This window comes from Parageobacillus caldoxylosilyticus NBRC 107762 (genome assembly GCF_000632715.1).
Taxonomy (GTDB): domain Bacteria; phylum Bacillota; class Bacilli; order Bacillales; family Anoxybacillaceae; genus Saccharococcus; species Saccharococcus caldoxylosilyticus.
Genome location: NZ_BAWO01000013.1, coordinates 20,820 through 42,913, shown reverse-complemented (window position 1 = coordinate 42,913; position 22,094 = coordinate 20,820). Strand labels below are relative to the sequence as shown.

Here is a 22,094-nt window from a genome sequence, read left to right as displayed (position 1 = left end):
TTTCATTCGAGTAATCTGTTTCTTTTTGCGCATACTACGTAACAGCGGAAAAACAGGAAAGGAATGGGAAGATGATGAAAAAACAGCTATATGTATGGCTAATGATCGTACTGCTGCTTGTGCCATGGCGCGCCTACGCCGCACAAACAAAATATCAATGGAATCTTGCCGACATTTACACGTCGGAAGCTGATTTCGAACGCGACTATCAAGCAGTCGTCGATGCGCTGCCGAAACTGTCCGCCTATGAAGGAAAGCTTCAGAGCGCGACCAATGTCGCCAAACTATTTGCCCTTAATGAAAGGATAGCACGAAAACTGGAAAAATTGTCGCTTTACGCTCATTTAAAACAAGATTTAAATATTGAAGACGAGACCGCGGCACGGCTAAAAGCAAAAGTGGAGACACTTACTTCCGACTATGCGGCTAAAACGGCGTTTATCGAGCCGGAACTGCTGTCGCTTTCCGAGCAGACGCTTGCCAAGCTGCAAAAAAGCAAGCCGCTTAAGCCATACCGCTATTATTTTGAAGAATTGCGCGAACGGAAAAAGCATACTCTTTCCAAACGAGAAGAACAGCTGCTCGCCAAGCTCTCTCCAATCATGAGCGATCCGGAAAACATTTATAACAATGCCGCGCGCGGCGATTATGAACCGCCTTCCGTCCGCACGCCGGACGGCAAAACGGTTTCGCTGACGGATGAAAACTATACAAAAGCGCTTGAACACCCGGATCGCGACTACCGCAAGCGGGCGTTTCAAACCCGTTTTCAAAGCTACGAATCGATCGAAAACACATCCGCCGCCACCTTATACGCTTCTGTGAAAGCGGACGAACTGTCCGCGAAAGCGCGAAAATATAAATCCGGCCTCGATGCAGCACTGTCGGCCGATGATGTGCCAAAACAAGTGTTTACGAATCTCATTTCTACGGTCAATAATCATTTGCCGTTACTCCACCGCTATGTCGAACTGCGCAAAAAAGCGCTCGGCGTCGACCGCGTCCACAGTTACGATATGTATGTGCCGCTCGTCGATGAAACCGTCGCGAAAAACATGAAGTTCCCGATCGAAACGGCGCAGACGCTCCTCCTTGAAGGTCTGAAACCGCTTGGGGACGACTACATCAAAAAGGTGCGGCAAGCTTTCGAACAACGCTGGCTTGACGCATATCCGCGCCCGAAAAAATATACGGGCGGCTATAATACGGGCGCGTATGACACTCATCCGTTTATTTTGCTCAACTACGACGAGTCGCTGGATGGCGTGCTGACGATCGCCCACGAAATCGGTCATGCGATGAATTCCGTCTATACAAACAAAACGCAGCCTTACCATTATTCCGGGCAATCGATTTTTACCGCCGAAGTCGCCTCAACCGCCAACGAATGGCTGATGATGGATTATTTCCTAAAGCAAGCAAAAACGGATGAAGAGAAGCTGTATTTACTCAACCAGCAAATCGAGCAAATTCGCGGCACCTTATACACGCAAGTGATGTACTCTGAATTCGAACAAGCGATTCACGACAAAGTACGGCAAGGCGGGAGCTTAACCGCAGCCGAGCTGAACGAGCTTTGGCTTCGTTTATTAAAAAAATATTACGGCCCTGCTTACGCCGCCGATCCGGAAGCCGCGCGGGGCTGGCTGCGCATCCCCCATTTTTATGACGCATTTTACGTCTATAAATACGCCACTTCCCTCGCCGCCTCCTTTGAGCTTGTCAAGCAAATGAAAGCGGATAAAACCGGAGAGGCGACGAAACGCTATTTGCAGTTTTTAAGCGCCGGCACATCCGACGACCCGATCCGCCTGTTGCAAAAAGCAGGAGTGGATATGACATCGCCGAAGCCGCTTGAGAACCTGCTTTCTTATTTCGATTCGCTCGTTCGCGAAATGGAACAGCTGTTAAAAAAGCAAGGAAGACTGTAACTAGAAATGGCGCTGGCTCCAAAAGGTAGCTTTGCGAGCCAGCGCTTTTTGATTCATGATGTTTAAACGACAATCGACAAACAATATTTATTTTACTTTAATATGGAAAACATAGTTCCCGTCTCCTTGCTTCCAATTCACCATAAGATGATAAACATATACCCCACTTTCACTTGGCGCGGTAATTTTTTTGTTCTTTACCTTTATATTTTTTGCCTTTCCTTCATTAATCCACTGTTCTACAGCTAGAGAAACTGGTTCTTTTTCAAAATCTATTTCTATTTCTGAATGAGGCTCGACCTCAACCGGTTCGTGTACGTCTCCTATTTTCCATGGCGGCGCATAAGCCCAATCGACACATTTTGCCGAGAAAAATGTTTTCCAGCAGTAAGAACCTCGGGTAACCGGAATTTTTTGGCCTGCCGCCGATATGTCTAATGCAGGAGGCTTGGAGCTGGCAGTCACAAAAAAGTATGCCCCTAAACTGCATAAACCGGCGATCATCCATATGGCAAAAAATTTTTTCATGGCCACCGTTCCCTCTTTATTCCTTTTATTTATTAGACGACATACAAAAATAAATGTTACTATGGTAAATCCATCCCTTCCGACTAATCTTTATCTGATCCATCGCCGCCTCCCTTCATCACACTATTTTGGTCTACCTGTAACAAATACTTTGGAAATATCCGGAAAAACAAAAAAAGATCACCGCATGTGGATCTGCGATGACCTTTTTTAGCGCTAAAACCGACAATCTCTCAATATTCTCCCAGCTTTTCAATCTTCTCTTTCACTTTCCGAATGTTTTCCATTTTGTTATCCCAACAGGCCTGGCTTAAATCGACGGGATATTGCTCGGGATTCATCGTCCGTTTATACTCATCCCAAAACAACCGCAAATTTTCTTTCACGAAATCTTGAATCTCCTTTAATGGCGGAGACGTGTACACGAGCTTGCCATTGTCAAAAATCGTTTCATGTAAATCCCTTGCCTCAAAATTGGTGACAAATTTGCTGATAAACGTATAAACAGGATGAAACATTTTGAGCCGCTCTTCTTGTTGCGGATTTTCACTTTCTAGCGCAATATAGTCGCCTTCCGCTTTTTTATTGATTTTATTCACAATGCGGTAGACCCGTTTCAGTCCAGGAGTAGTGACTTTTTCCGGGTTGCCGCTGATTTTGATCGTATCGACCATATTTCCGTGTTCATCTTCAATGGCGACTAATTTATAAACAGCGCCCAACGCCGGCTGGTCGTACGCGGTAATTAATTTCGTGCCGATTCCCCAGACGTCAATTTTTGCGCCTTGTGATTTTAAATTGAGGATCGTTTCTTCATCTAAGTCGTTGGAAGCGAAAATTTTCGCATTCGTAAATCCAGCTTCATCGAGCATTTTTCTCGCTTCTTTTGACAAATAGGCGAGATCGCCGCTGTCGATCCGTATGCCAATAAAGTTGATTTGATCGCCCAGCTCTTTGGCGACGCGAATCGCATTTGGCACCCCTGACTTCAATGTATCGTACGTGTCAACAAGAAAGACACAATCTTTATGGCGGCGCGCATATTTATGGAACGCGGTATATTCATCCTGATAAGCCTGTACCATTGCGTGCGCGTGCGTGCCGACAACCGGGATGCCGAAAAGTTTTCCTGCCCGTACGTTCGATGTCGCTTCAAACCCCCCAATGTAAGCGGCGCGCGCCCCCCACAACGCGGCATCCATCTCGTGCGCCCGGCGGCTGCCGAACTCCATCGCCGGCTCATCGCCGAGAATGTGTTTAATACGGGACGCTTTTGTCGCGATTAACGTTTGAAAGTTAATAATGTTTAAAATCGCCGTTTCCACGAGCTGCGCTTCGGCAAGCGGCGCTTCAATGCGCAAAATCGGCTCATTGCCGAAAACGATTTCCCCTTCCCTCATCGAGCGCAGTGTGCCGGTAAAACGAACCGTTTGCAAATAATCTAAAAAATCATCCCGATATCCCAGTTCCGACCGCAAATAGTCAATATCGCTTTCGGAAAACCGGAATTGCTGCAGAAATTGAATGACCCGTTCCAAGCCGGCAAATACCGCGTATCCGTTTCCAAACGGCAGCTTGCGGAAAAACACTTCAAACACTGCCTTGCGGTTATGAATGCCGTCTTCCCAATACGTTTCCACCATATTGATTTGATATAAGTCCGTATGAAGGGTAAAACTGTCATCTGCATATTTTTCGTTCATTGTGCTACCTCCAAAATACGAATCGGTTTGACACAAAAAAGAACGTCCATCGTCTATTCTATCATTTTTATTCTATTATTCCACCACTTCCGCACCTAATGTATGTTTAAAATGGCCAAGCGCTCATTCATGCCCGGCCCGAATAATCAATGATTAGCGCTTTTTTCATCGGTCACTCCCCCAATATTCGAATTTAACATTGATTATATATTATTGTAAATTACAAAAAAAATAAAAAATTAATAACGAGCCTCGCGGTGTCTTATCAAAAAATAACCCCGCTTTCCGTTGCTGGAAAGCGGGGAATTGTCATGCCTGTCCGTTTTCTGCGGCTTTGACCGCTTTGAGTTGCGTGCGCAAAATCAATGATTGAATGATCGAGAAGCAGCCGCCGACAACCCAGTAAAGCGACAGGGCGGACGGAACAGAGCTTGCCCCGATAAAAATCATGACCGGCATGATATATGACATCATCGCCAGTTGCGGCATTTGTTCTTCCGTCATCGACGGTGACAGACGGAGCGAGATGAACGTCGTCAGCGCCGACAAGACAGGCAAAATAAAGTACGGATCGCGATGGCCAAGCTGCACCCATAAAAACGAATGGAGCTTAATTTCTTGGGTGCGCGAAATCGCGTAATAAAGCGACATAAAAATCGGCATTTGAATCAGCACCGGCAGGCAGCCGCTCGCAGGATGGACGCCGTGCTTTTGATACAATTGCATCATTTCCTGCTGGAGCTTGCGCTGTGTTTCGATGTCGGTACCTTTATATTTCTCTTGGAGCTTTTTCAGTTCCGGGCGAAGCTTTTGCATGGCAATCGTCGTTTTAAACTGCTTTAAGATGAGCGGCAGCAGGCAAAAACGAACGATTAACGTCAGTACAATGATGGCGATCCCATAGTTATTTCCAAACAGCTGCCCAATCGTCAAAAGCAATTTCGACATTGGATAGACAAAATAATGATCCCAAATTCCTTGGCTATGTTCATTAATCGGCGCGTTGCGGTTGCAGCCGCTTAATAAAACAACCGTTCCGAATAATGCAAAAATCCACTTTCTCATAAGAGACCTCCTTGTTGTTCTATAGTCAATCAGGCCAGAAATAAGCGAGGTCTCCTTCCTTCTTCATCGGTTTGATGTGAACGTTCGCGCACAGGAACTTTCCGTCTTTTCCTTATAAAAACGCGGCAGAGCGGGACAATAGCGCCAGCAACGCATCTTTCATCTTTTCTTTCCGCTACATGTGCAAGCGTAACGTCATATAAAAAAGCTTTCGTTTTGCGGTATTCGCCGATATAGCATTTCATGACAACAAGCAGTGCGCCAACAAGCGACACATATGCCAGCAAATCAAAGGGGGCTTCCATTCTCCCACCTCTTTTCTATTCAAGAAAAACATTTCCTTACATAACATAGCAAACTTAGCGAAAAAAGAAAAGAAAAAGATTCACGAAACCAGCGCCGTTATTTCTCCGCCAACAGCCGAAACAGCGGCGCCAACGCTGGTTCTTCGTTAGCCAGTTCGGCAAAGTCTCCTGTTTCATCTTCATCAAGAACATGCGCCAGTTCGCACTTGGCTTCCTCGATTCGCCCGAGCTTGGCTAAATAGCACGCCCGTTGATAACGAGCGGATAAGTCCTCTTTGGCAAATTGAATCCATTCATCGACAACGGAAAGCGCCTTTTCCGTCTGCCCCGCTTCGTCATACGCACGCGCCAATTCTAGGCTCACCTCTGCATCATGCGGATGATGGGAAAGCCCGTTTGCAAGTACGGCAATTGCTTCATCATAGCGCTGTTTTGCCATATACATCGTTCCTAACGTCAAAATACTGCGAAGTAAGAGTGGCTCTATTTCGATTAAAAAACGAAGCAGATTTTCTGCTTCCTCTTCCCGTCCATTGTCAAGGAGCAGGAACGCCTTTAACTCCAGCATAGTCAGGTCATTTGGCTGTTCGGCGAGGAGACGATCGATCCACTCGCCTGCTTCTTTTTGCAGTTTACTACTCTCCGAGTGGGCCAACAACATGGCAAGCTCACGGGCGACACTGGCATTCCACTCATATGTTAGCGCCTTGCGCAGCGTTTTGATCGCATCATCCATCAATTCCGCCGCTTTGTAAAACTCAGCAAGTCGCTCATACGCTTCTATATTGCTGCGGTCCAAACGAATCGCCGTTTCGTATAAATCTAAAACAGCGGAAACAACAGCCATTTCTTTCGTCCATGCTTTCGCTTTTGTCCATAGCCGTTTGGCAAAGGAGTCATCTGTCCCAGCCCACGTTATGTCCATCATATATGGGGAAAGAGCGGAAGCGGCGTGCATGTATACGATGCTTTTCTTTTGATGGTCAAGCTTCCATTTGCCGAGCCGCTCGCGCAGTTTTCCTATTCCTCTTATTGTATACGAAAATATTTGAATATAAGTTTCATACAAGGCTTCGTTACGGACATCCTGCTCAATCAGCCGCTCAAGGATGGCGATCGCTTCGCGTAACTTACCTTCCTTGACAAGCACTTTCGCATAATGGTGGAGTACTTCCGGATGATCAGGATGGAGGTGAAGCGCGTGTTCGACTACCTCTTTTTCTTTGGCACCGTCCCCCATTGCTCCATATACGTAGCCGAGACTGTTATAATACCAAATATCGCCTGCTTGCTTCCGAACCGCTTCGATCGTGTCTACTAATGTGGCGGGATCGTCAAACAGCCACACTACATTTTCGACATGAACTTGAAGCGGATCGCACTCGAACGCTTTTTGCAGATGGAAACGCTGCTTATCAATGTTTTCTTCTATTTCATAAAGAACCGCTAAGCGAAGGTGAGCCACCGCAAACGTATCATCGACCTCGAGACACGCTTCATAGTACCATTTCGCCTCGTCGAATCTTTCAAGCGCCCGATACGTTTCGGCCAAACGATAGAGCGGAAACGTGCTTTTTTGCACCTTGATCGCCCGTTCGTATAAATTGATCGCTTTCGAAAACATGCCGCTTTGCTCATAAAGCACGCCGAGATAACAAAGCGCGATTATATCGTTCGGACGTTCGTTGATAAGTTGCTCGAGAAAAGCCATTCCGCGACCGACAAGAGAATGGTCGGTCAGTTGTTCGATATAAAACTCGTACGCTTCCGCCACATCAAATTGCGCAAGGCGCAATCCTTCTTCAAGAAAGGCAAGCGCGGTCCCTTTTTCTTCCGTTTCTATGGCTAGCTCATTGGCCAGGAGCATTTTTCCAGCATTTAATAGATATTCGCTGTTTTGGGCAAATAATAGCTTCTTGTCCAACAGATACTGTTTTGCTTCATCGCGATGCCCCCGTTGCATCATCACGTATGCAAGACCGAGATGAGCAAAGACTTCTTTTTCCTCTTGTTGCAGTGCTTTTTGGTAATGCACTTCCGCCTTTTCTGCTTCGTCTCGTTCCATATACCAGTCGCCAAGGCGAACGTGCAACGCAGGGGCGCTTCCGGCCTTTGCCGCTCCTTCCAACAAAATAGCTTTGGCTTTTTGCCAATCCCCTAACTCGTTTTCATATAAATCCGCTAACGCCAAATATGGATACGGCTCTGCTTCATCGAGCACTTTAGCAACAAGAAAGCCGCGTTCCGCTTTGCGTATCTTTCCCAGCCTTTCATCACAGCGCGCCCGTTCATACCACAAATGGGCATCGCGTTTATGGCGGCGCAGCAATTGGTCAAAAAAGGCGCGGGCCTCCTGAATTTGTTTGGCCTGGAATAACATGATGCCATGATTCGTGCCAATAAACGGATCGTCAGGGTGTAACGTTAAAGCGATTTGTGACAGTTCCAAGCCTTTCTTTTCTTTTCCTCCGTATGCAGTACTAAGGGCCATATAGCTCCAGACGTCGGGCTGGTCGGGATCGAGCTGGAGCGAAGCACGAAAATGACGGCTTGCATCTTCGTACCGGCTTTCGTAAAACGCGATCCGTCCCCGCAAATAGTGATAAAGCGGACTATGGGCTTTTCCTTTCACCCGCGCCAGCACCGCTTCGGCCCGTTCGATTTCTTTTCCGTACACGTACGCTTTCGCCGCCGCAAGCAGCAAATCATTAATATCGCCGTATTTAGCAAGCACCCGCTCTGTATAGTCGAGAAGCAGCTCTTTCGCTTCTTCTGTGCCAAAATGCTTCACAACATACAGCCATGTGTACGGGATGTGTTCATGCTTGCGCAAAAACGCGAGAAACGGCGCCATATACGCTTGATCATCTTCATCCATTTTTTCGGCGAAGGCATGAAGCTGACGGAAATATTGATCTTCCGATTCCGGCAGCAACACGGCAATCGCTTCTTTTTCCCGGGGAATCGCAGCAATCGACAAATAATGTGTCCCTGCATACCATTTTTCGACTTCGTCATAAGCAACCACAAACGGCTCGAGCATGTTTGGGTCTTGTACGTAAAACGCCCTGAGGCACTCATCGTAACCGAACAATACTTGCACATGCGAAGATTGTTCGTAATCGACGCTTAAGAGCACGGGAATTCCGGCATCGATCAACCGTTTCCACCGCTCCACGGAACCGATGAAAAAGCGGCATAAAAAGCCGAGCGTTTCCAAATAATGTACAGTCGTCGACAATTTTGAACCGCGAACATCGAAAATATGCTCGGCCACTTCATCTTGTGTACGCTCCTTGCCTAACAGCCGCAGCATCATTTCCAAACTCGCAGGCACACAATAATTATGTTTTTGCACGACAGGCACAAGCGGCAAGATCACTTGCGGCAGGGAAGCGCGTTCGCTTGCGCGCGCGTATGGCGTAGATGCCAATGATTTCTCTGTTTGAACAAGCGCCGCTAGTTCATCGAACTTGCCAAGCTTGTAATAGATTTGCGCACGCATATGGGCAAAATAGCGGCGGTGGGTATGAAACGGAGTGAGGCGGTCGACCTCCTCCATCGCTTCGAGCGCCGCTTCGTACTCATGCAAGTCGCGCAACCGGCGCGCTTTTTCCACATATAACGCCGGCACTTGCGAAAACCGTTTGATGCCGCATTCAATGATTTCCAGTGCTTTCCGCTGGCAGCCATTTAGCGCGTATAAGTCGGCCAAAAGCAAATGGCACATATCGCCGCGCTCCGGCTCATCCAATCCTTTCCGCAATATTTCTTCGGCTTTGTCGCGGTCGCCCGCTTCCATATAAAAGTATCCCCATTTATCGTACATCGGAATAGTTTCATATCGTTCCACTATGCCCATCCACTGCTGTGCTTCTTCGATCCGGCGCATTTCCAAAAGAGTGCGCACGAGTGTGAATGCGGCGCGCGCGATATGTTCCGGCTTTTCCTTTCCGTTCGCGATCGCTTCTTCCAAGCGCGGCCGCAGCGCTTCCTCGACATCCAGCGGCCGTCGTTCTTCGAGCCACTCATCACATACCCACGTCAGCGTCTGCAGCGTCGAAAAACGACGGTGGGCGTAGCGCGCCAACAGCGCGCTATGGCGGTACATTAACGCATAATCAAACAAGCGGATCAGATGATGAAACGAGTCCGCTGTTTGCCAAGCCCGCAACGGCACTCTCCAGCAAAACGGACGCCCGTTTGCTTGCTGAAGCATCGGCTTTATTTCCTCTAATGCTTCGATAATGCGTTTTTCTTTTATATAGGTCGCGATTCGCTCTATATTCATGTACGAAGCTCCTTTTCTTTCTCCCATTTCCTATACTATAACTGTACAAGCCGCCCCAACAGATGATGCCAACTTTTTATTCCTAGTGTAAAATGAATCGCAAAGAAGTGCTATAAGTTTTTAGAAAAAACGGATGGGAAATAAATCCTATCTTTTCTTTCTAACAAAAAAGATTTGCCCGCCATCATCTGCGGCAAATCTTTTTTGCGAAAAAACTATTTGTTCGCATGCGCGGCAAAAAAGCGCAGCGATAAATCGATAATCGTTGGCTGGTCATAGTCCAGCGTCGCGACATGGTAGCTGTTTTTCAAGGATACAAGCTCTTTTTCCGCCGAACTGATTTTCTCCAAAATAAGCCGTGAGTTATCGGGCGGAACAACATGGTCTTCTTCGGAAACGAGAATTAATGCAGGACAAGTAATTTTATGAAGGTCGGCTCTTACCTTTTCCATCAACTTAACAATTTGTAGAAGCGAAGCGACCGGTGTTTTTTCATACGCCAGTTCTTTCACTTCCGGGTTTTTGATATCCGAGCCGATCGCATCCAAGTAGCGCGGCAGCTCAGCACGACGAGCGGCGCCGTCGGCCATAACCGGTATGTCGATGGCGGCATTAATCGGAACGATGCCTTGAATGTCAGGATAGGTCTCGGCCATATACAAGGTGAGCGTCCCACCCATCGATAATCCCGTCACAAAAATAATGTCACACCGCTCTTTCAGCCATTGGTACCCCTCTTCAACGGAATCAATCCAATCTTCGTATGTCGTCTGTTCCATATCTTCATAATGCGTTCCATGTCCTTTCAGGCGCGGGCCACAGACGGTATAGCCCGCCTTGGCGTACGCTTCGCCTAGCGGACGCATGCTTTGCGTCGTGCCAGTGAAGCCGTGAGAAACCAAAATGCCCGCTCGGCTTCCTTCAAAATAAAACGGCTCCGCCTCTGGCAGTACAGGATACTTCTCTTTCATCGCCTCTCCCCCGCTTTAGAAAATGCACTTCCTTTTATCATTTATAATTCGCTGCAGGGCAGACTTTTTCCTTTTTTCTCATCGAAATAAAGCAAGCGAACGCCACCATTCAAAAAACAGCTGTTCTTTTGCGCCGATATAGACAAGCAAGGCAAACGCCGCGTAAAAAAGCGATTTTTCGACGAGATTGCCTGTGCGATAGATGGGGATTTTAAACCGCTTTGCGGTGAACGGCCAAAAGAGAGGCACGCCTTGAACAGAGAAAAAGTCTTCGAGAATATGAAACAAATAGCCGAGCACAAAGCCAGACGCAAATAACGAAGACGACTCCCAAGAAATAACGAGGGCAATAATCCCCCATACAACAAGCGAATGGGTCATGCCGCGATGGCCAAACGCTTCTTTTACTTTATTGGACATCCCCATTGAGCGGCGCCCGACGTATGACTTCGGTTCATCAATGTCGGGAAGCAAGCTGCCGATGACGACTCCCGCCGTATAGCTTGCTGTAAACGAAAGCGATGTGTGCGCGGCGGCCGCCGCCCCCAGGCATAATGACGTAACAATATGGCTATGGTATCGCATGTAACCTCCTCATTATGTAAAACTTTTTTCTCTATATTATAACACAAGAAAGGAATGTTTGTTCGTTTTTCGCCACCGTTTGACAAATTTGTGACAATCGCGTCAACTGTGACGAAGTTAACATCCCTTTATTTCCATTATGACTATAGTAAAATTACACACATTGATAAGGAGTGAAAAAAATGAAACAAAAACGATCACCGTTATGGAACCGTTTCAAATATATGAAACCGATCGAGCGATATGCAAATGAGCATAGTGAAGCAACCTACGGCGACCGCGCTTGGGAAAACGCGTACCGCCGTCGCTGGCAGCACGATAAAGTCGTTCGTTCGACCCACGGTGTCAACTGCACAGGTTCATGCAGCTGGAACATCTACGTCAAAGACGGCATCGTTACCTGGGAAGGACAACAGCTCGATTATCCATCGACCGGGCCGGATATGCCGGATTTTGAACCGCGCGGCTGTCCCCGCGGCGCGAGCTTCTCTTGGTACATTTACAGCCCGCTGCGTGTTAAATACCCATATGTGCGCGGCGTGTTAATCGATATGTGGAGAGAAGCGCTGCAAACGCACAAAAATCCGCTCGATGCTTGGAAAAGCATCGTGGAAAATCCTGAAAAGGCAAAGCGCTACAAACAGGCGCGCGGAAAAGGCGGATTTGTCCGCGTCAGCTGGGATGAAGCATTAACGCTTGTCGCTGCTTCCTTATTATATACCGTCATCAAATACGGTCCGGACCGCAATGTCGGCTTTTCGCCGATTCCGGCGATGTCGATGATCAGCTATGCCTCTGGGGCTCGCTTTATGCAGCTGATGGGCGGGCCGATGCTTAGCTTTTACGACTGGTATGCTGATTTGCCGCCGGCCTCGCCGCAAATTTGGGGCGACCAGACCGACGTTCCCGAATCGAGCGATTGGTATAACTCCGGCTACATCATTACATGGGGTTCGAACGTGCCGCTGACCCGAACGCCGGACGCTCACTTTTTAGCGGAAGTCCGCTATCGCGGCACAAAAGTCGTTTCCGTCAGCCCGGATTACGCCGAATCAACGAAATTTGCCGACGACTGGCTCAGCGTGAAACAAGGAACGGACGGCGCACTCGCGATGGCAATGGGACATGTCATTTTAAAAGAATATTACGTCGATCAGCAAGTTCCTTACTTCCAGCAATATGCGAAAATGTACACCGATTTTCCGTTCGTCGTCACTTTGAAAAAAGATGGCGACAAATGGGTGGCCGGCCGCTTCTTGCAGGCAAAAGATCTCGGCCGCAACGTCATCAACGCCGAATGGAAGCCGGTCGTTTACGATGAAAACAAAAAAACATTTGCGATTCCGCATGGAACGATCGGATCGCGCTGGGATGATCAAGGAAAATGGAATTTGCATATGGTCGATGAGGAAACAGAACAGCCGATTGAACCGCGTCTATCTTTTTTAGGCATTGAAGACGAGCTTGTCACGGTTCATATTCCTTACTTCTCTGATGAAGGGGGCAAAACGATCGAACGCGTTGTCCCAGCGAAAAAAGCGCAAACCGAAGATGGCGAAACATATGTCACAACCGTCTATGACCTTGTTCTTGCCAATTACGGTGTTGACCGTGGCATTGGCGGAAACGTTGCCCGGACATATGACGACCTCGTTCCATTCACGCCGGCATGGCAAGAAGCGATTACGGGTGTGAAACGGGAGCTTGTCATTAAAATCGCGCGCGAGTTTGCGCAAAACGCGATCGACACAAACGGACGCTCGATGATTATTGTCGGCGCTGGCATTAATCATTGGTTTAACTCTGATACGATTTACCGCGCCGTATTAAACCTCGTCTTATTTGTCGGCGCGCAAGGCGTCAACGGTGGCGGCTGGGCGCACTACGTCGGACAAGAAAAACTGCGGCCGGTGGAAGGGTGGCAAACGATCGCGATGGCACGCGATTGGACGATGCCGCCGAAATTGCAAAACGGCACATCGTTCTTCTACTTTGCGACCGATCAATGGCGATATGAAGAAATGCCAGTCGATGAACTTGTTTCTCCGCTCGTGAAAAAAGCGCGCTATTCCCATTACGCGGATTATAACGTTCTCGCCGCCCGGCTTGGCTGGCTTCCGTCTTACCCGACGTTTAACAAGAACGGCATTGACCTTTACAAAGAAGCTATCGCCAATGGAAAAACGACTCCGGAACAAATTGGACATTACGTGGCCGAACAGCTCAAAACGAAGCAATTGCAATTTGCGATCGAAGACCCGGACAATGAAGTAAACTTTCCACGAAACTTAATCGTCTGGCGCGCGAACTTAATTTCAAGCTCCGGTAAAGGCCATGAATATTTCTTAAAACACTTGCTCGGTACGACGCACGGTTTGTTAAACGATGATGAGGACAGCCTGCGGCCGCAAGAAATTACTTGGCGCGACGAGGCGCCGGAAGGCAAACTCGACTTGTTAGTGAACCTTGATTTCCGCATGGCGGGAACGGCGCTTTACTCCGATGTTGTTCTTCCGGCGGCGACATGGTACGAAAAACACGATTTAAGCAGTACGGATATGCATCCGTTCGTGCATCCGTTCAATCCGGCGATTTCTGCGCCATGGGAAGCGCGCTCGGATTGGGATATTTTCAAATCGTTAGCGAAAGCCGTCTCCGATGTCGCCAAACAAATCGGCATGAAGCCGATCAAAGAAGTCGTCGCCACCCCGCTCTTGCACGATACAGCACAAGAACTGACGCAGCCGTTTGGCAAAGTGAAAGACTGGAGCAAAGGCGAGTGCGAACCGATTCCAGGAAAAACGATGCCGAACATTCATGTCGTCGAGCGCGATTATACGCTCATTTATGACAAAATGATTTCCCTTGGACCGAACGTGGCCAAGCAGCCAATGGGCACAAAAGGCATCGCCTGGTCAGCCAAAGACGAATACGAAAAATTGAAAAAGACGCTAGGAACGATCAAACATGCGTCGATCGCCGCCGGCTGCCCGGATATCAGCAGTGCGAAAAACGCGGCCGAAGCCATTCTCACGTTATCATCGACAACGAACGGAAAAGTGGCGGTGAAAGCATGGGAAGCGCTCGAGAAAAAGACGAATTTGCGGCTCGCCGATTTAGCGAAAGAACGCGAGGAAGAATGTTTTACGTTTGAACAAATTACGGCGCAGCCGAAAACAGTGATTACCTCTCCGGCATTCAGCGGCTCGGAAAAAGGCGGCCGTCGCTATTCGCCGTTTACAACCAACGTCGAGCGGCTCATTCCTTGGCGCACTTTGACAGGTCGGCAGTCGTTCTATCTCGACCATGAGCTTATGCACGAATTTGGCGAAACGATGGCTACCTTTAAGCCGATGTTGCAGCACCGCCCGTTCTCGAAAAAGCGTCCGGAAGCAAAAGGAAAAGAAATCATTTTGAATTATTTAACGCCGCATAACAAATGGTCGATTCACAGCATGTATTTCGATTCGTTGCCAATGCTCACCCTTTTCCGCGGCGGCCCGACCGTCTGGATCAACAAAGATGATGCCCAAGAAGCCGGCATTCGCGATAACGATTGGATTGAATGCTTCAACCGCAACGGCGTCGTCGTTGCCCGCGCCGTTGTTTCCTACCGTCTGCCGCGCGGAATGGCGTTTATGCATCACGCGCAAGACCGCCACATTAACGTGCCAGGCACGAAGCTGACGAACAACCGCGGCGGCACACACAACAGCCCGACGCGCATTCATGTGAAACCGACGCATATGATCGGCGGGTATGCGCAGTTAAGCTACGGCTTTAACTATTACGGCCCAACGGGAAATCAACGCGACTTGTACGTCATTATCCGCAAATTAGAGGAGGTCGATTGGCTTGAAGATTAAAGCGCAAGTCGGCATGGTGATGAACTTGGATAAATGCATCGGCTGCCATACGTGCAGCGTCACTTGTAAAAACACATGGACAAACCGTCCCGGAGCGGAATACATGTACTTCAATAACGTCGAGACAAAACCGGGAATCGGTTATCCGAAACAATGGGAAGACCAAGACAAATATAAAGGCGGCTGGGAGCTCAAAAACGGCGAGCTCCAGCTCAAATCCGGCTCGAAAGCAACCCGTCTGCTTAACTTGTTTTACAACCCGTACCAGCCAACGATTGATGATTATTACGAACCGTGGAATTACGATTACGAAACATTGACCACTAGCCCCGAAAAACGCCATCAGCCGGTCGCCCGCCCGAAATCGGCCATTACCGGCGAATTCATGGAACTGTCATGGGGGCCAAACTGGGAGGACGACCTTGCCGGCGCCCATATTACCGGGTTGAGAGATCCAAACGTTGTCAAAATGGAGCAGTCGATTCAAGCGGAGTTCGAAAACGTCTTTATGATGTACTTGCCGCGCATTTGCGAGCATTGCATCAATCCATCGTGCGTCTCGAGCTGCCCTTCGGGAGCGATGTATAAACGCGACGAGGACGGCATCGTCCTCGTCGACCAAAACGCCTGCCGCGCCTGGCGTTATTGCGTAACAAGCTGTCCATATAAAAAAGTATATTTCAACTGGCAAACAAATAAAGCGGAAAAATGCACGCTCTGCTTCCCGCGCATTGAAGCAGGCATGCCGACGATCTGTGCGGAAACGTGTGTCGGCCGCATTCGTTACATCGGCGTCATGCTTTACGATGCCGACAAAGTGAAGGAAGCGGCGAGCGTAGAAGACGAAAAAGAGCTGTACCATGCCCAGCTTGGCATTTTCCTCGACCCGCACCATCCGGAAGTAATCGCAAAAGCCAGAGAAGAAGGCATTCCGGATGAATGGATCGAAGCGGCGCAGCGTTCGCCGATTTATAAAATGATTGTCGACTGGAAAATCGCGCTTCCGCTTCATCCGGAATACCGGACATTGCCAATGGTATGGTACATTCCGCCATTAAGCCCGATTATGAACATGTTTGAAGGAAAAGGAAGCAAAGCGAATGCAGAAGACATTTTCCCGGCGATTGACGAAATGCGCATCCCGATCGAATATTTGGCGAACTTACTGACAGCCGGCGACGAAACACACATCCGTATTACGTTGAAAAAAATGGCGGCAATGCGCTCCTATATGCGCGCAAAACAAACGAACAAACAGCCGGATGTCCGCATCATTGAAGAACTTGGGCTAAGCGAGCAAGATATCGAAGACATGTATCGTTTGCTCGCCATCGCAAAATACAATGACCGCTTTGTCATTCCTGCCTCCCACCGCGAAGAAGTCGCGGAACTATACGCCGAACAAGGAAGCTGCGGATTGGCGTTTGCCGGCGGTCCTGGCGCCTGCGGCACGCTTTCTTAATGGAGGTAAGGAAACATGAATAAAGAACAAATGCAAACGGTGTTTTTATGCGCGTCCCATTTATTGTCCTATCCTGATGAAGAATGGGCGGACTCTCTCGCTGATTGCCTCGAGGCAATCAGCGCCGTCCCAAACGACGCCATCGTCGAAAAAATGAGCGCTTTTATTCATGACATCCAATCCATACCTGCCCGCAAACGGATGGAGCAATATGTCGAAACATTCGATTTCGGCAAAAAAACAAATTTATATGTGACCTACATGAATACAGGCGAACAGCGCGAACGCGGACTCGAGCTATTGCAGTTGAAACAGCGCTATAAAGCGGCTGGATTTGATACGGCCGAGCAGGAACTCCCGGATTATTTGCCGCTCATGCTTGAGTTCGCCGCTTACGCCGAACAGGAGCACATCGTGCCGCTCTTTGCCGCATACGCCGATAATATCGATGAAATACGGAAACAGCTTGCTGCGGGCGGCAGCCCTTATGCCGCTGTGTTTGACGCAATTTTTCTCGCATTTGCAGAACTCGGCGTGACGCCGACTCCGAAAGGAAGTGTGTAACCGTGTTGGAGCAATTTCTTTGGGTGATTTTCCCTTATATTGTGTTAACGATTTTTATTGGCGGCCATATTTGGCGTTATCAATACGACCAATTCGGCTGGACATCGAAATCGAGCGAAGTATTGGAAAAGAAGCAATTGCGGCTTGGCAGCCTGATGTTCCATTGGGGAATTTTGTTTGTATTCGTCGGCCACGTCATGGGCATTTTGATTCCGGAATCGGTGTACGCAACGCTCGGCATAACAGAAGAAACATACCATCTCATCGCCCTTGCCGGCGGTATTCCGGCAGGATTGGCCGCTCTTATTGGGCTTCTCATTCTGATCCGCCGGCGCGCGACCGTCAAACGGGTGCGGGTTACAAGCAGCCGCGGTGACTGGATCGCCCTCTTGTTCCTGGCGATAGTCATCGCATCGGGGCTGTCGTCGACGCTGCTGAACGTCGACTCGCGTGGTTTCGATTATCGAACAACGATCGGCCCTTGGTTCCGGAGCGTCCTTCTATTCCATCCCGATCCATCTTACATGGAAACCGTGCCAGTTTGGTTTAAAATTCATATTTTGGCTGCTCTCAGCATTTTCGCTGTCTGGCCATTTACGCGGCTCGTGCATGTGTTTAGCCTTCCGCTCCGCTACTTACGCCGAAGCTATGTCGTTTACCGCAAACGCATGCCAAAACAGGCAGAACAGCCATATAATATTCATTGATCGAAACGTATCCGAATCCCCCTTTCACATATAATAATCTCTCCCACCTCTTTCTTTCAGGGGTGGGAGATTTCTTTGTGCGTATGTAAAAAATGGGATGCACCTGTTGAGAAGGAGACATCCCGTTTTTTCTTATATTTGGCTTATTTTTTCCGACAATTCTTCTTTTTCTTCGTCGGACAGCAGGCGTTCGGCCATCGGAAACAGCACGTTTTCTTCTTTCATAAAGTGTTCCGCTAAAATATGATAAGCGTCGATCACCTCATTGGCGAGCGCCACCGCACTTTCGCAATCGACCGTTTCCGGAAGCTCCGCGGTTTTTGTTAAAAAGGAAGCGAGCCGCTGATTCGCCTGATCATGTTCATACTCCATGACGGCAATCGGGCCGGATGTTCTTCCAATATACTGCGCCAGCATCGGAAACAGCACGCCTTCTTCCCGCTGGGAGTGCGGATCGAGTTCATTCACAAATGCCTGTACATTTTCCCGCAACGCAAGCAACCGTTCCTTCCAGTTTTGCCCTTCTTTGTCACCGACGATTGCTTGTGCCTGTTCAAACAGGCGCTGCTTTTGTTCACGCAACGGCCCATGTTCCTTTTTTAAACGCTCTAGACCTGCGCATAGCTTCACTTCTCCTTGTCCGTTCATATGGCAAAATGAATGCATCATCCATCCCTCCTATTGTTTCTTTGTCCTGATTGTACCTTGTTTTTCGACAATACGTTGTGAGCGATATCACACCCAAAGATAAAGAACAATCACGCAAGAAAAACCTCCTGCGTGATTGTTCCGCATTTTTATAAATAAGGATGTTCATGCTTTGCTTTCAGCATGCGCCATCTGCGCTCTACCTCTTGCTCTAATTCTAGTAAAAGATCGCGGTTTTCTTCTTTTAGTAAATGCTTCGTTTTTCCCATGTATTTCAACCATTCGCTTAACGGAATGCGGCGATTTTTCTCTTCCGGATCGTACGTAATGGTCGTTTTTCCGCGTTCTACTTCATATAGCGGGAAGAAACAAGACTCTACCGCTGCTTTCAAAATTTGTTCGCCGTATCGTTCTTCTGATTTCCAGTTCAGCGGACATGTAATCAGCAGCTTGCCGTATACCGTTCCTTCATGCCGGGCATACCATTGCGCTTTCGCCGCTTTTTTCACTAAATCTTGCGGAAACGCTTCTGTTCCCGTAAATACGTAAGGGATGTTCGTTGCCGCCATAATTTGCGGCGTATCTTTATGATGGAACGCCTTTCCGCGCTGCGTTTTTCCGACTCCCGTCGTGCTTGTCATATGCCCCATCGGAGTGGAATAGGACATTTGCGAGCCGGTGTTCATATATCCTTCATTGTCATACTCGATAATAATTAATTTATGGTTGCGCAGGGCGGTTCCGATGGCGGAACCCATTCCGATGTCCATGCCGCCGTCGCCTGTAACCATCACAAATGTCACATCGTCAGAAACATGAAGTTCCCCGCGGCGTTTCATTTCGAAAAATGCTTCTACCATTCCAGACAACGTCGCTGCTCCATTTTGGAATAAATTATGGACCATCGTCTGTTTATGCGAGCTATACGGGTAAGCAGCCGATACAACATAAGCGCATCCTGTTTGGAACAAGACGGCAATATCGCCTTCAATTCCTTTAAAAAACAGCTCTAACCCCGGGAAAATTCCGCACCCTGGGCAGGCTCCATGACCTGGAGCAAGCCGCTTCGGCTTCGCAGTGAGCGCTCTTAGCGGCGGAATTTTCACTTTTAGCCGCTTCGTCTTTCCATCTGGAGTGACTTGAATTAATCCCGTTTTAAACGCATCGCCATGCATTGGCTCCATTACCGGAGTCTGCCGCTTTTCCGGGCGTCCCGGCACATGTCCAAAATAATCAAACGGTTTTTTTGCACATCCTTTTTCCATTGCCTCTATGGCCATTTGGAAAAACGCTTCTGCGTCCTCTGCATAAAAGTCCTTGCCGCCGACGCCAAACACGCGGCTTAATACAATGGTTTTATTCTCTTTATCCTCTTGTAACGCTGATTTCACTTCATGTGTCATATTCGGCCCATGCGCTCCGTATGAATCCGCCCGTTCCCCAATCAGCAATGCTTTTACTTGTTTTAATGCGCTGCGGATTTCCTCCGCCGGGAATGGACGAATCATATTTGGACTGATCACTCCGGCTTTAATTCCTTTTGCCCGCAGTTTGTCGACCACATCTTTTGCTGTTTCCGCCGCTGAGTTCAGTAAAAATAATGCTACTTCCGCATCTTCCATTCTATATAAATCGAGCACCGGATATTCGCGGCCGGATAGCGCCGCATATTCACGAGCTACTTGCTTAAACACCTCTTGGGCGCGGTATAATGCTTCGGATTGCTGATAATTATTATTGATTAAATCGTCTCCGTTCATATGGGCGCCGATCGTAATCGGCTTTTTCGGATCAGCGGCGTTCGGAAAATTGGTCGGTCGCTCGCCAATAAAGGATTGTACAACGCTTCGATCTTTAAAATGGCGCACTTTGCGTTTTTGATGCGATGTGAAGAAGCCATCATATGCAACAATGACAGGCAAACGCACATCCGCATGTTCGGCGATTTTCAGCGCCATAATATTCATATCGTACACCGCTTGCGGAGTACGGGCGAGCAAAATCACCCATCCGGTATTTAAAGCAAAATAAAGATCGGAATGATCACCATGAATGTCCAGTGGGCCGCTGATCGAGCGGGTAACTAAATTGAGCACCATCGGAAAACGCGTTCCGGACTGTACCGGCAGCTGTTCGAGCATATACATCAATCCATTTGCACTTGTGGCATTTAGCACGCGTGCCCCCATAATGGACGCGCCGTAGCAAATACCGGCGGAACCGTGCTCTCCATCGGCTGGAATGAGTTGAATGCTATGTTCCCCCCGCAATTTCATTTGATCTAACAACTGGGCAATTTCCGTCGACGGAGTAATGGGAAAATAGCCCATAATATGATAGTTAATTTGCGCAGCTGCCAGCGCCGCCATTTCGTTTCCCGAGGCAAATGCCGTCTCTTGTTCTGCCTTTGATGCCATTCCCGTTTTTTCTTCTAACATCGCCATTCGTTCATCCCCCCTGCCGCGAACGGGAATTTATGTTTTACCGAGTTTTGCTCGGCAAAGCCGAGCACTTCCCGCTCCGCAATGAGCGCATCCGTCGGACATGCTTCCACACATTTTAAACAGCCTTTGCAATATTGATAGTCGATCCCTGTTAAAAACATCTGTTTTCTTCCTTTTTTATCTACACCTTCCTCCCAGACAAAGCAAAAATCTGGGCAAACATTATCACAGGCAACGCAATGAATGCATTTTTCTGCTTCCCATCTCGGCAAAAATCCTTGGCGTGATCCGCTTAAATTTTTGAAAACACTATTCCCATTGGCAACAATAACCCCGCCTATTTCTTGCGTTTCATATCCTAAAAGCGGTTCAGGGCGGGTGAACGTTTTTCCGCGGGCATCTTCCGGCGCCACATAGGTTTGAAAACGGACTTCACGGTATCCGCGTTCAAACGTACGAATATTCGATTCTACTAAATGCGGATATTTCTTGGAAAACGTTTTTCGGATAACCTCTTTCATCGCCTCCGGATCAAGAAAATCGCAAACGCGGAATAACGCTCCGAGCATTGCAGTATTTACCTTTGTTTTTTCTTCCACAGCAATCCCAAGAGCATCTACAACAGCAAGCGTTCCGTATTTCAAACGCAAATCACGGCGAATATCGGCAAAATCCCTTGTGGAGTTCACCACAACGATTCCATCAGGAACTAAACCGCTTACAACATCCACCGTCTTATAAAGCGCTTCATGAAATACCCCGATAACATGCGGTTGTTCAATCGGACTATGCGCCCGAATTTCTACATCCGGCTCACAGAAGCGAATAAAGCTTTTTACCGGAGTTCCTTTTTTTTCGGAACCATATGTGGAAAAGTTGGAGCCATTTAAACCAAGCCCTAGCACTCCCGCCTCGGCAAGCATTTTCCCTGCCAGATTAGCGCCGAGTCCCCCAATCGACTCGAGGCGTATTTCAAAAAAACCTAAGTCATTTGTTTTTGGCAAAATAGGCATACAATCCCTCC

General features: G+C 48.3%; 15 protein-coding genes. 5 read left to right on the top strand and 10 right to left on the bottom strand.

The window, feature by feature from the left end; genetic code table 11:
* Nucleotides 1-74: 74 nt before the first annotated feature.
* Nucleotides 75-1,931, top strand: a complete 1,857-nt coding sequence (pepF, locus tag GCA01S_RS05465) for an oligoendopeptidase F (RefSeq protein WP_042408038.1) — start codon at nucleotides 75-77, stop codon at nucleotides 1,929-1,931.
* Between the two features lie 87 nt (nucleotides 1,932-2,018).
* Here pepF and GCA01S_RS05460 read toward each other — a convergent pair whose 3' ends face one another.
* The 7 genes from GCA01S_RS05460 to GCA01S_RS05430 all read right to left on the bottom strand — a co-directional run bounded on the left by GCA01S_RS05460 (nucleotide 2,019) and on the right by GCA01S_RS05430 (nucleotide 11,379).
* Nucleotides 2,019-2,465, bottom strand: coding sequence for a hypothetical protein (locus GCA01S_RS05460; RefSeq protein ID WP_155835551.1), 447 nt, complete (start codon nucleotides 2,463-2,465; stop codon nucleotides 2,019-2,021).
* Between the two features lie 227 nt (nucleotides 2,466-2,692).
* The gene (locus tag GCA01S_RS05455) at nucleotides 2,693-4,162 is read right to left on the bottom strand and encodes a nicotinate phosphoribosyltransferase (RefSeq protein WP_042407877.1); all 1,470 of its coding nucleotides are present in this window, start codon (nucleotides 4,160-4,162) and stop codon (nucleotides 2,693-2,695) included.
* A gap of 309 nt (nucleotides 4,163-4,471) precedes the next feature.
* A complete protein-coding gene (gene yidC / locus GCA01S_RS05450; RefSeq protein ID WP_042407874.1) occupies nucleotides 4,472-5,227 on the bottom strand; it encodes a membrane protein insertase YidC in 756 nt (251 codons plus the stop codon).
* 29 nt (nucleotides 5,228-5,256) lie between these two features.
* Nucleotides 5,257-5,532, bottom strand: coding sequence for a hypothetical protein (locus GCA01S_RS05445; protein WP_042407871.1), 276 nt, complete (start codon nucleotides 5,530-5,532; stop codon nucleotides 5,257-5,259).
* Nucleotides 5,533-5,629: 97 nt separating this feature from the next.
* Nucleotides 5,630-9,823, bottom strand: a complete 4,194-nt coding sequence (locus GCA01S_RS05440; protein WP_042407869.1) for a bacteriocin-processing peptidase family protein — start codon at nucleotides 9,821-9,823, stop codon at nucleotides 5,630-5,632.
* A gap of 215 nt (nucleotides 9,824-10,038) precedes the next feature.
* Complete coding sequence (locus GCA01S_RS05435) at nucleotides 10,039-10,794, bottom strand: alpha/beta hydrolase (RefSeq protein ID WP_042407865.1); 756 nt, start codon at nucleotides 10,792-10,794, stop codon at nucleotides 10,039-10,041.
* Between the two features lie 78 nt (nucleotides 10,795-10,872).
* Nucleotides 10,873-11,379 (bottom strand): metal-dependent hydrolase, encoded by a 507-nt coding sequence (locus GCA01S_RS05430; protein WP_017434198.1) that lies wholly within the window; start codon nucleotides 11,377-11,379, stop codon nucleotides 10,873-10,875.
* 182 nt (nucleotides 11,380-11,561) lie between these two features.
* Between GCA01S_RS05430 and GCA01S_RS05425 the strand changes: the two genes are divergently transcribed.
* Genes GCA01S_RS05425 through narI form a run of 4 tightly spaced genes read left to right on the top strand, consistent with a single transcriptional unit; the run spans nucleotide 11,562 to nucleotide 17,978 of the window.
* Nucleotides 11,562-15,245, top strand: coding sequence for a nitrate reductase subunit alpha (locus GCA01S_RS05425; protein WP_042407861.1), 3,684 nt, complete (start codon nucleotides 11,562-11,564; stop codon nucleotides 15,243-15,245).
* Nucleotides 15,235-16,707 (top strand): nitrate reductase subunit beta, encoded by a 1,473-nt coding sequence (narH, locus tag GCA01S_RS05420; RefSeq protein ID WP_042407858.1) that lies wholly within the window; start codon nucleotides 15,235-15,237, stop codon nucleotides 16,705-16,707. Before GCA01S_RS05425 ends, narH begins: the two co-directional genes overlap by 11 nt.
* 15 nt (nucleotides 16,708-16,722) lie before the next feature.
* Nucleotides 16,723-17,271, top strand: coding sequence for a nitrate reductase molybdenum cofactor assembly chaperone (gene narJ, locus GCA01S_RS05415; protein ID WP_042407856.1), 549 nt, complete (start codon nucleotides 16,723-16,725; stop codon nucleotides 17,269-17,271).
* A gap of 2 nt (nucleotides 17,272-17,273) precedes the next feature.
* The gene (narI, locus tag GCA01S_RS05410) at nucleotides 17,274-17,978 is read left to right on the top strand and encodes a respiratory nitrate reductase subunit gamma (protein ID WP_042407854.1); all 705 of its coding nucleotides are present in this window, start codon (nucleotides 17,274-17,276) and stop codon (nucleotides 17,976-17,978) included.
* Nucleotides 17,979-18,110: 132 nt separating this feature from the next.
* Here narI and GCA01S_RS05405 read toward each other — a convergent pair whose 3' ends face one another.
* The 3 genes from GCA01S_RS05405 to GCA01S_RS05395 form a co-directional block, all read right to left on the bottom strand.
* Nucleotides 18,111-18,644, bottom strand: a complete 534-nt coding sequence (locus GCA01S_RS05405; RefSeq protein WP_042407851.1) for a hemerythrin domain-containing protein — start codon at nucleotides 18,642-18,644, stop codon at nucleotides 18,111-18,113.
* Nucleotides 18,645-18,775: 131 nt separating this feature from the next.
* Nucleotides 18,776-21,070, bottom strand: a complete 2,295-nt coding sequence (locus GCA01S_RS05400) for a thiamine pyrophosphate-dependent enzyme (RefSeq protein WP_042407847.1) — start codon at nucleotides 21,068-21,070, stop codon at nucleotides 18,776-18,778.
* Complete coding sequence (locus GCA01S_RS05395) at nucleotides 21,058-22,083, bottom strand: 2-oxoacid:acceptor oxidoreductase family protein (protein WP_017434205.1); 1,026 nt, start codon at nucleotides 22,081-22,083, stop codon at nucleotides 21,058-21,060. The genes GCA01S_RS05400 and GCA01S_RS05395 overlap by 13 nt, the downstream gene beginning before the upstream one ends.
* Between the last annotated feature and the right edge of the window lie 11 nt (nucleotides 22,084-22,094).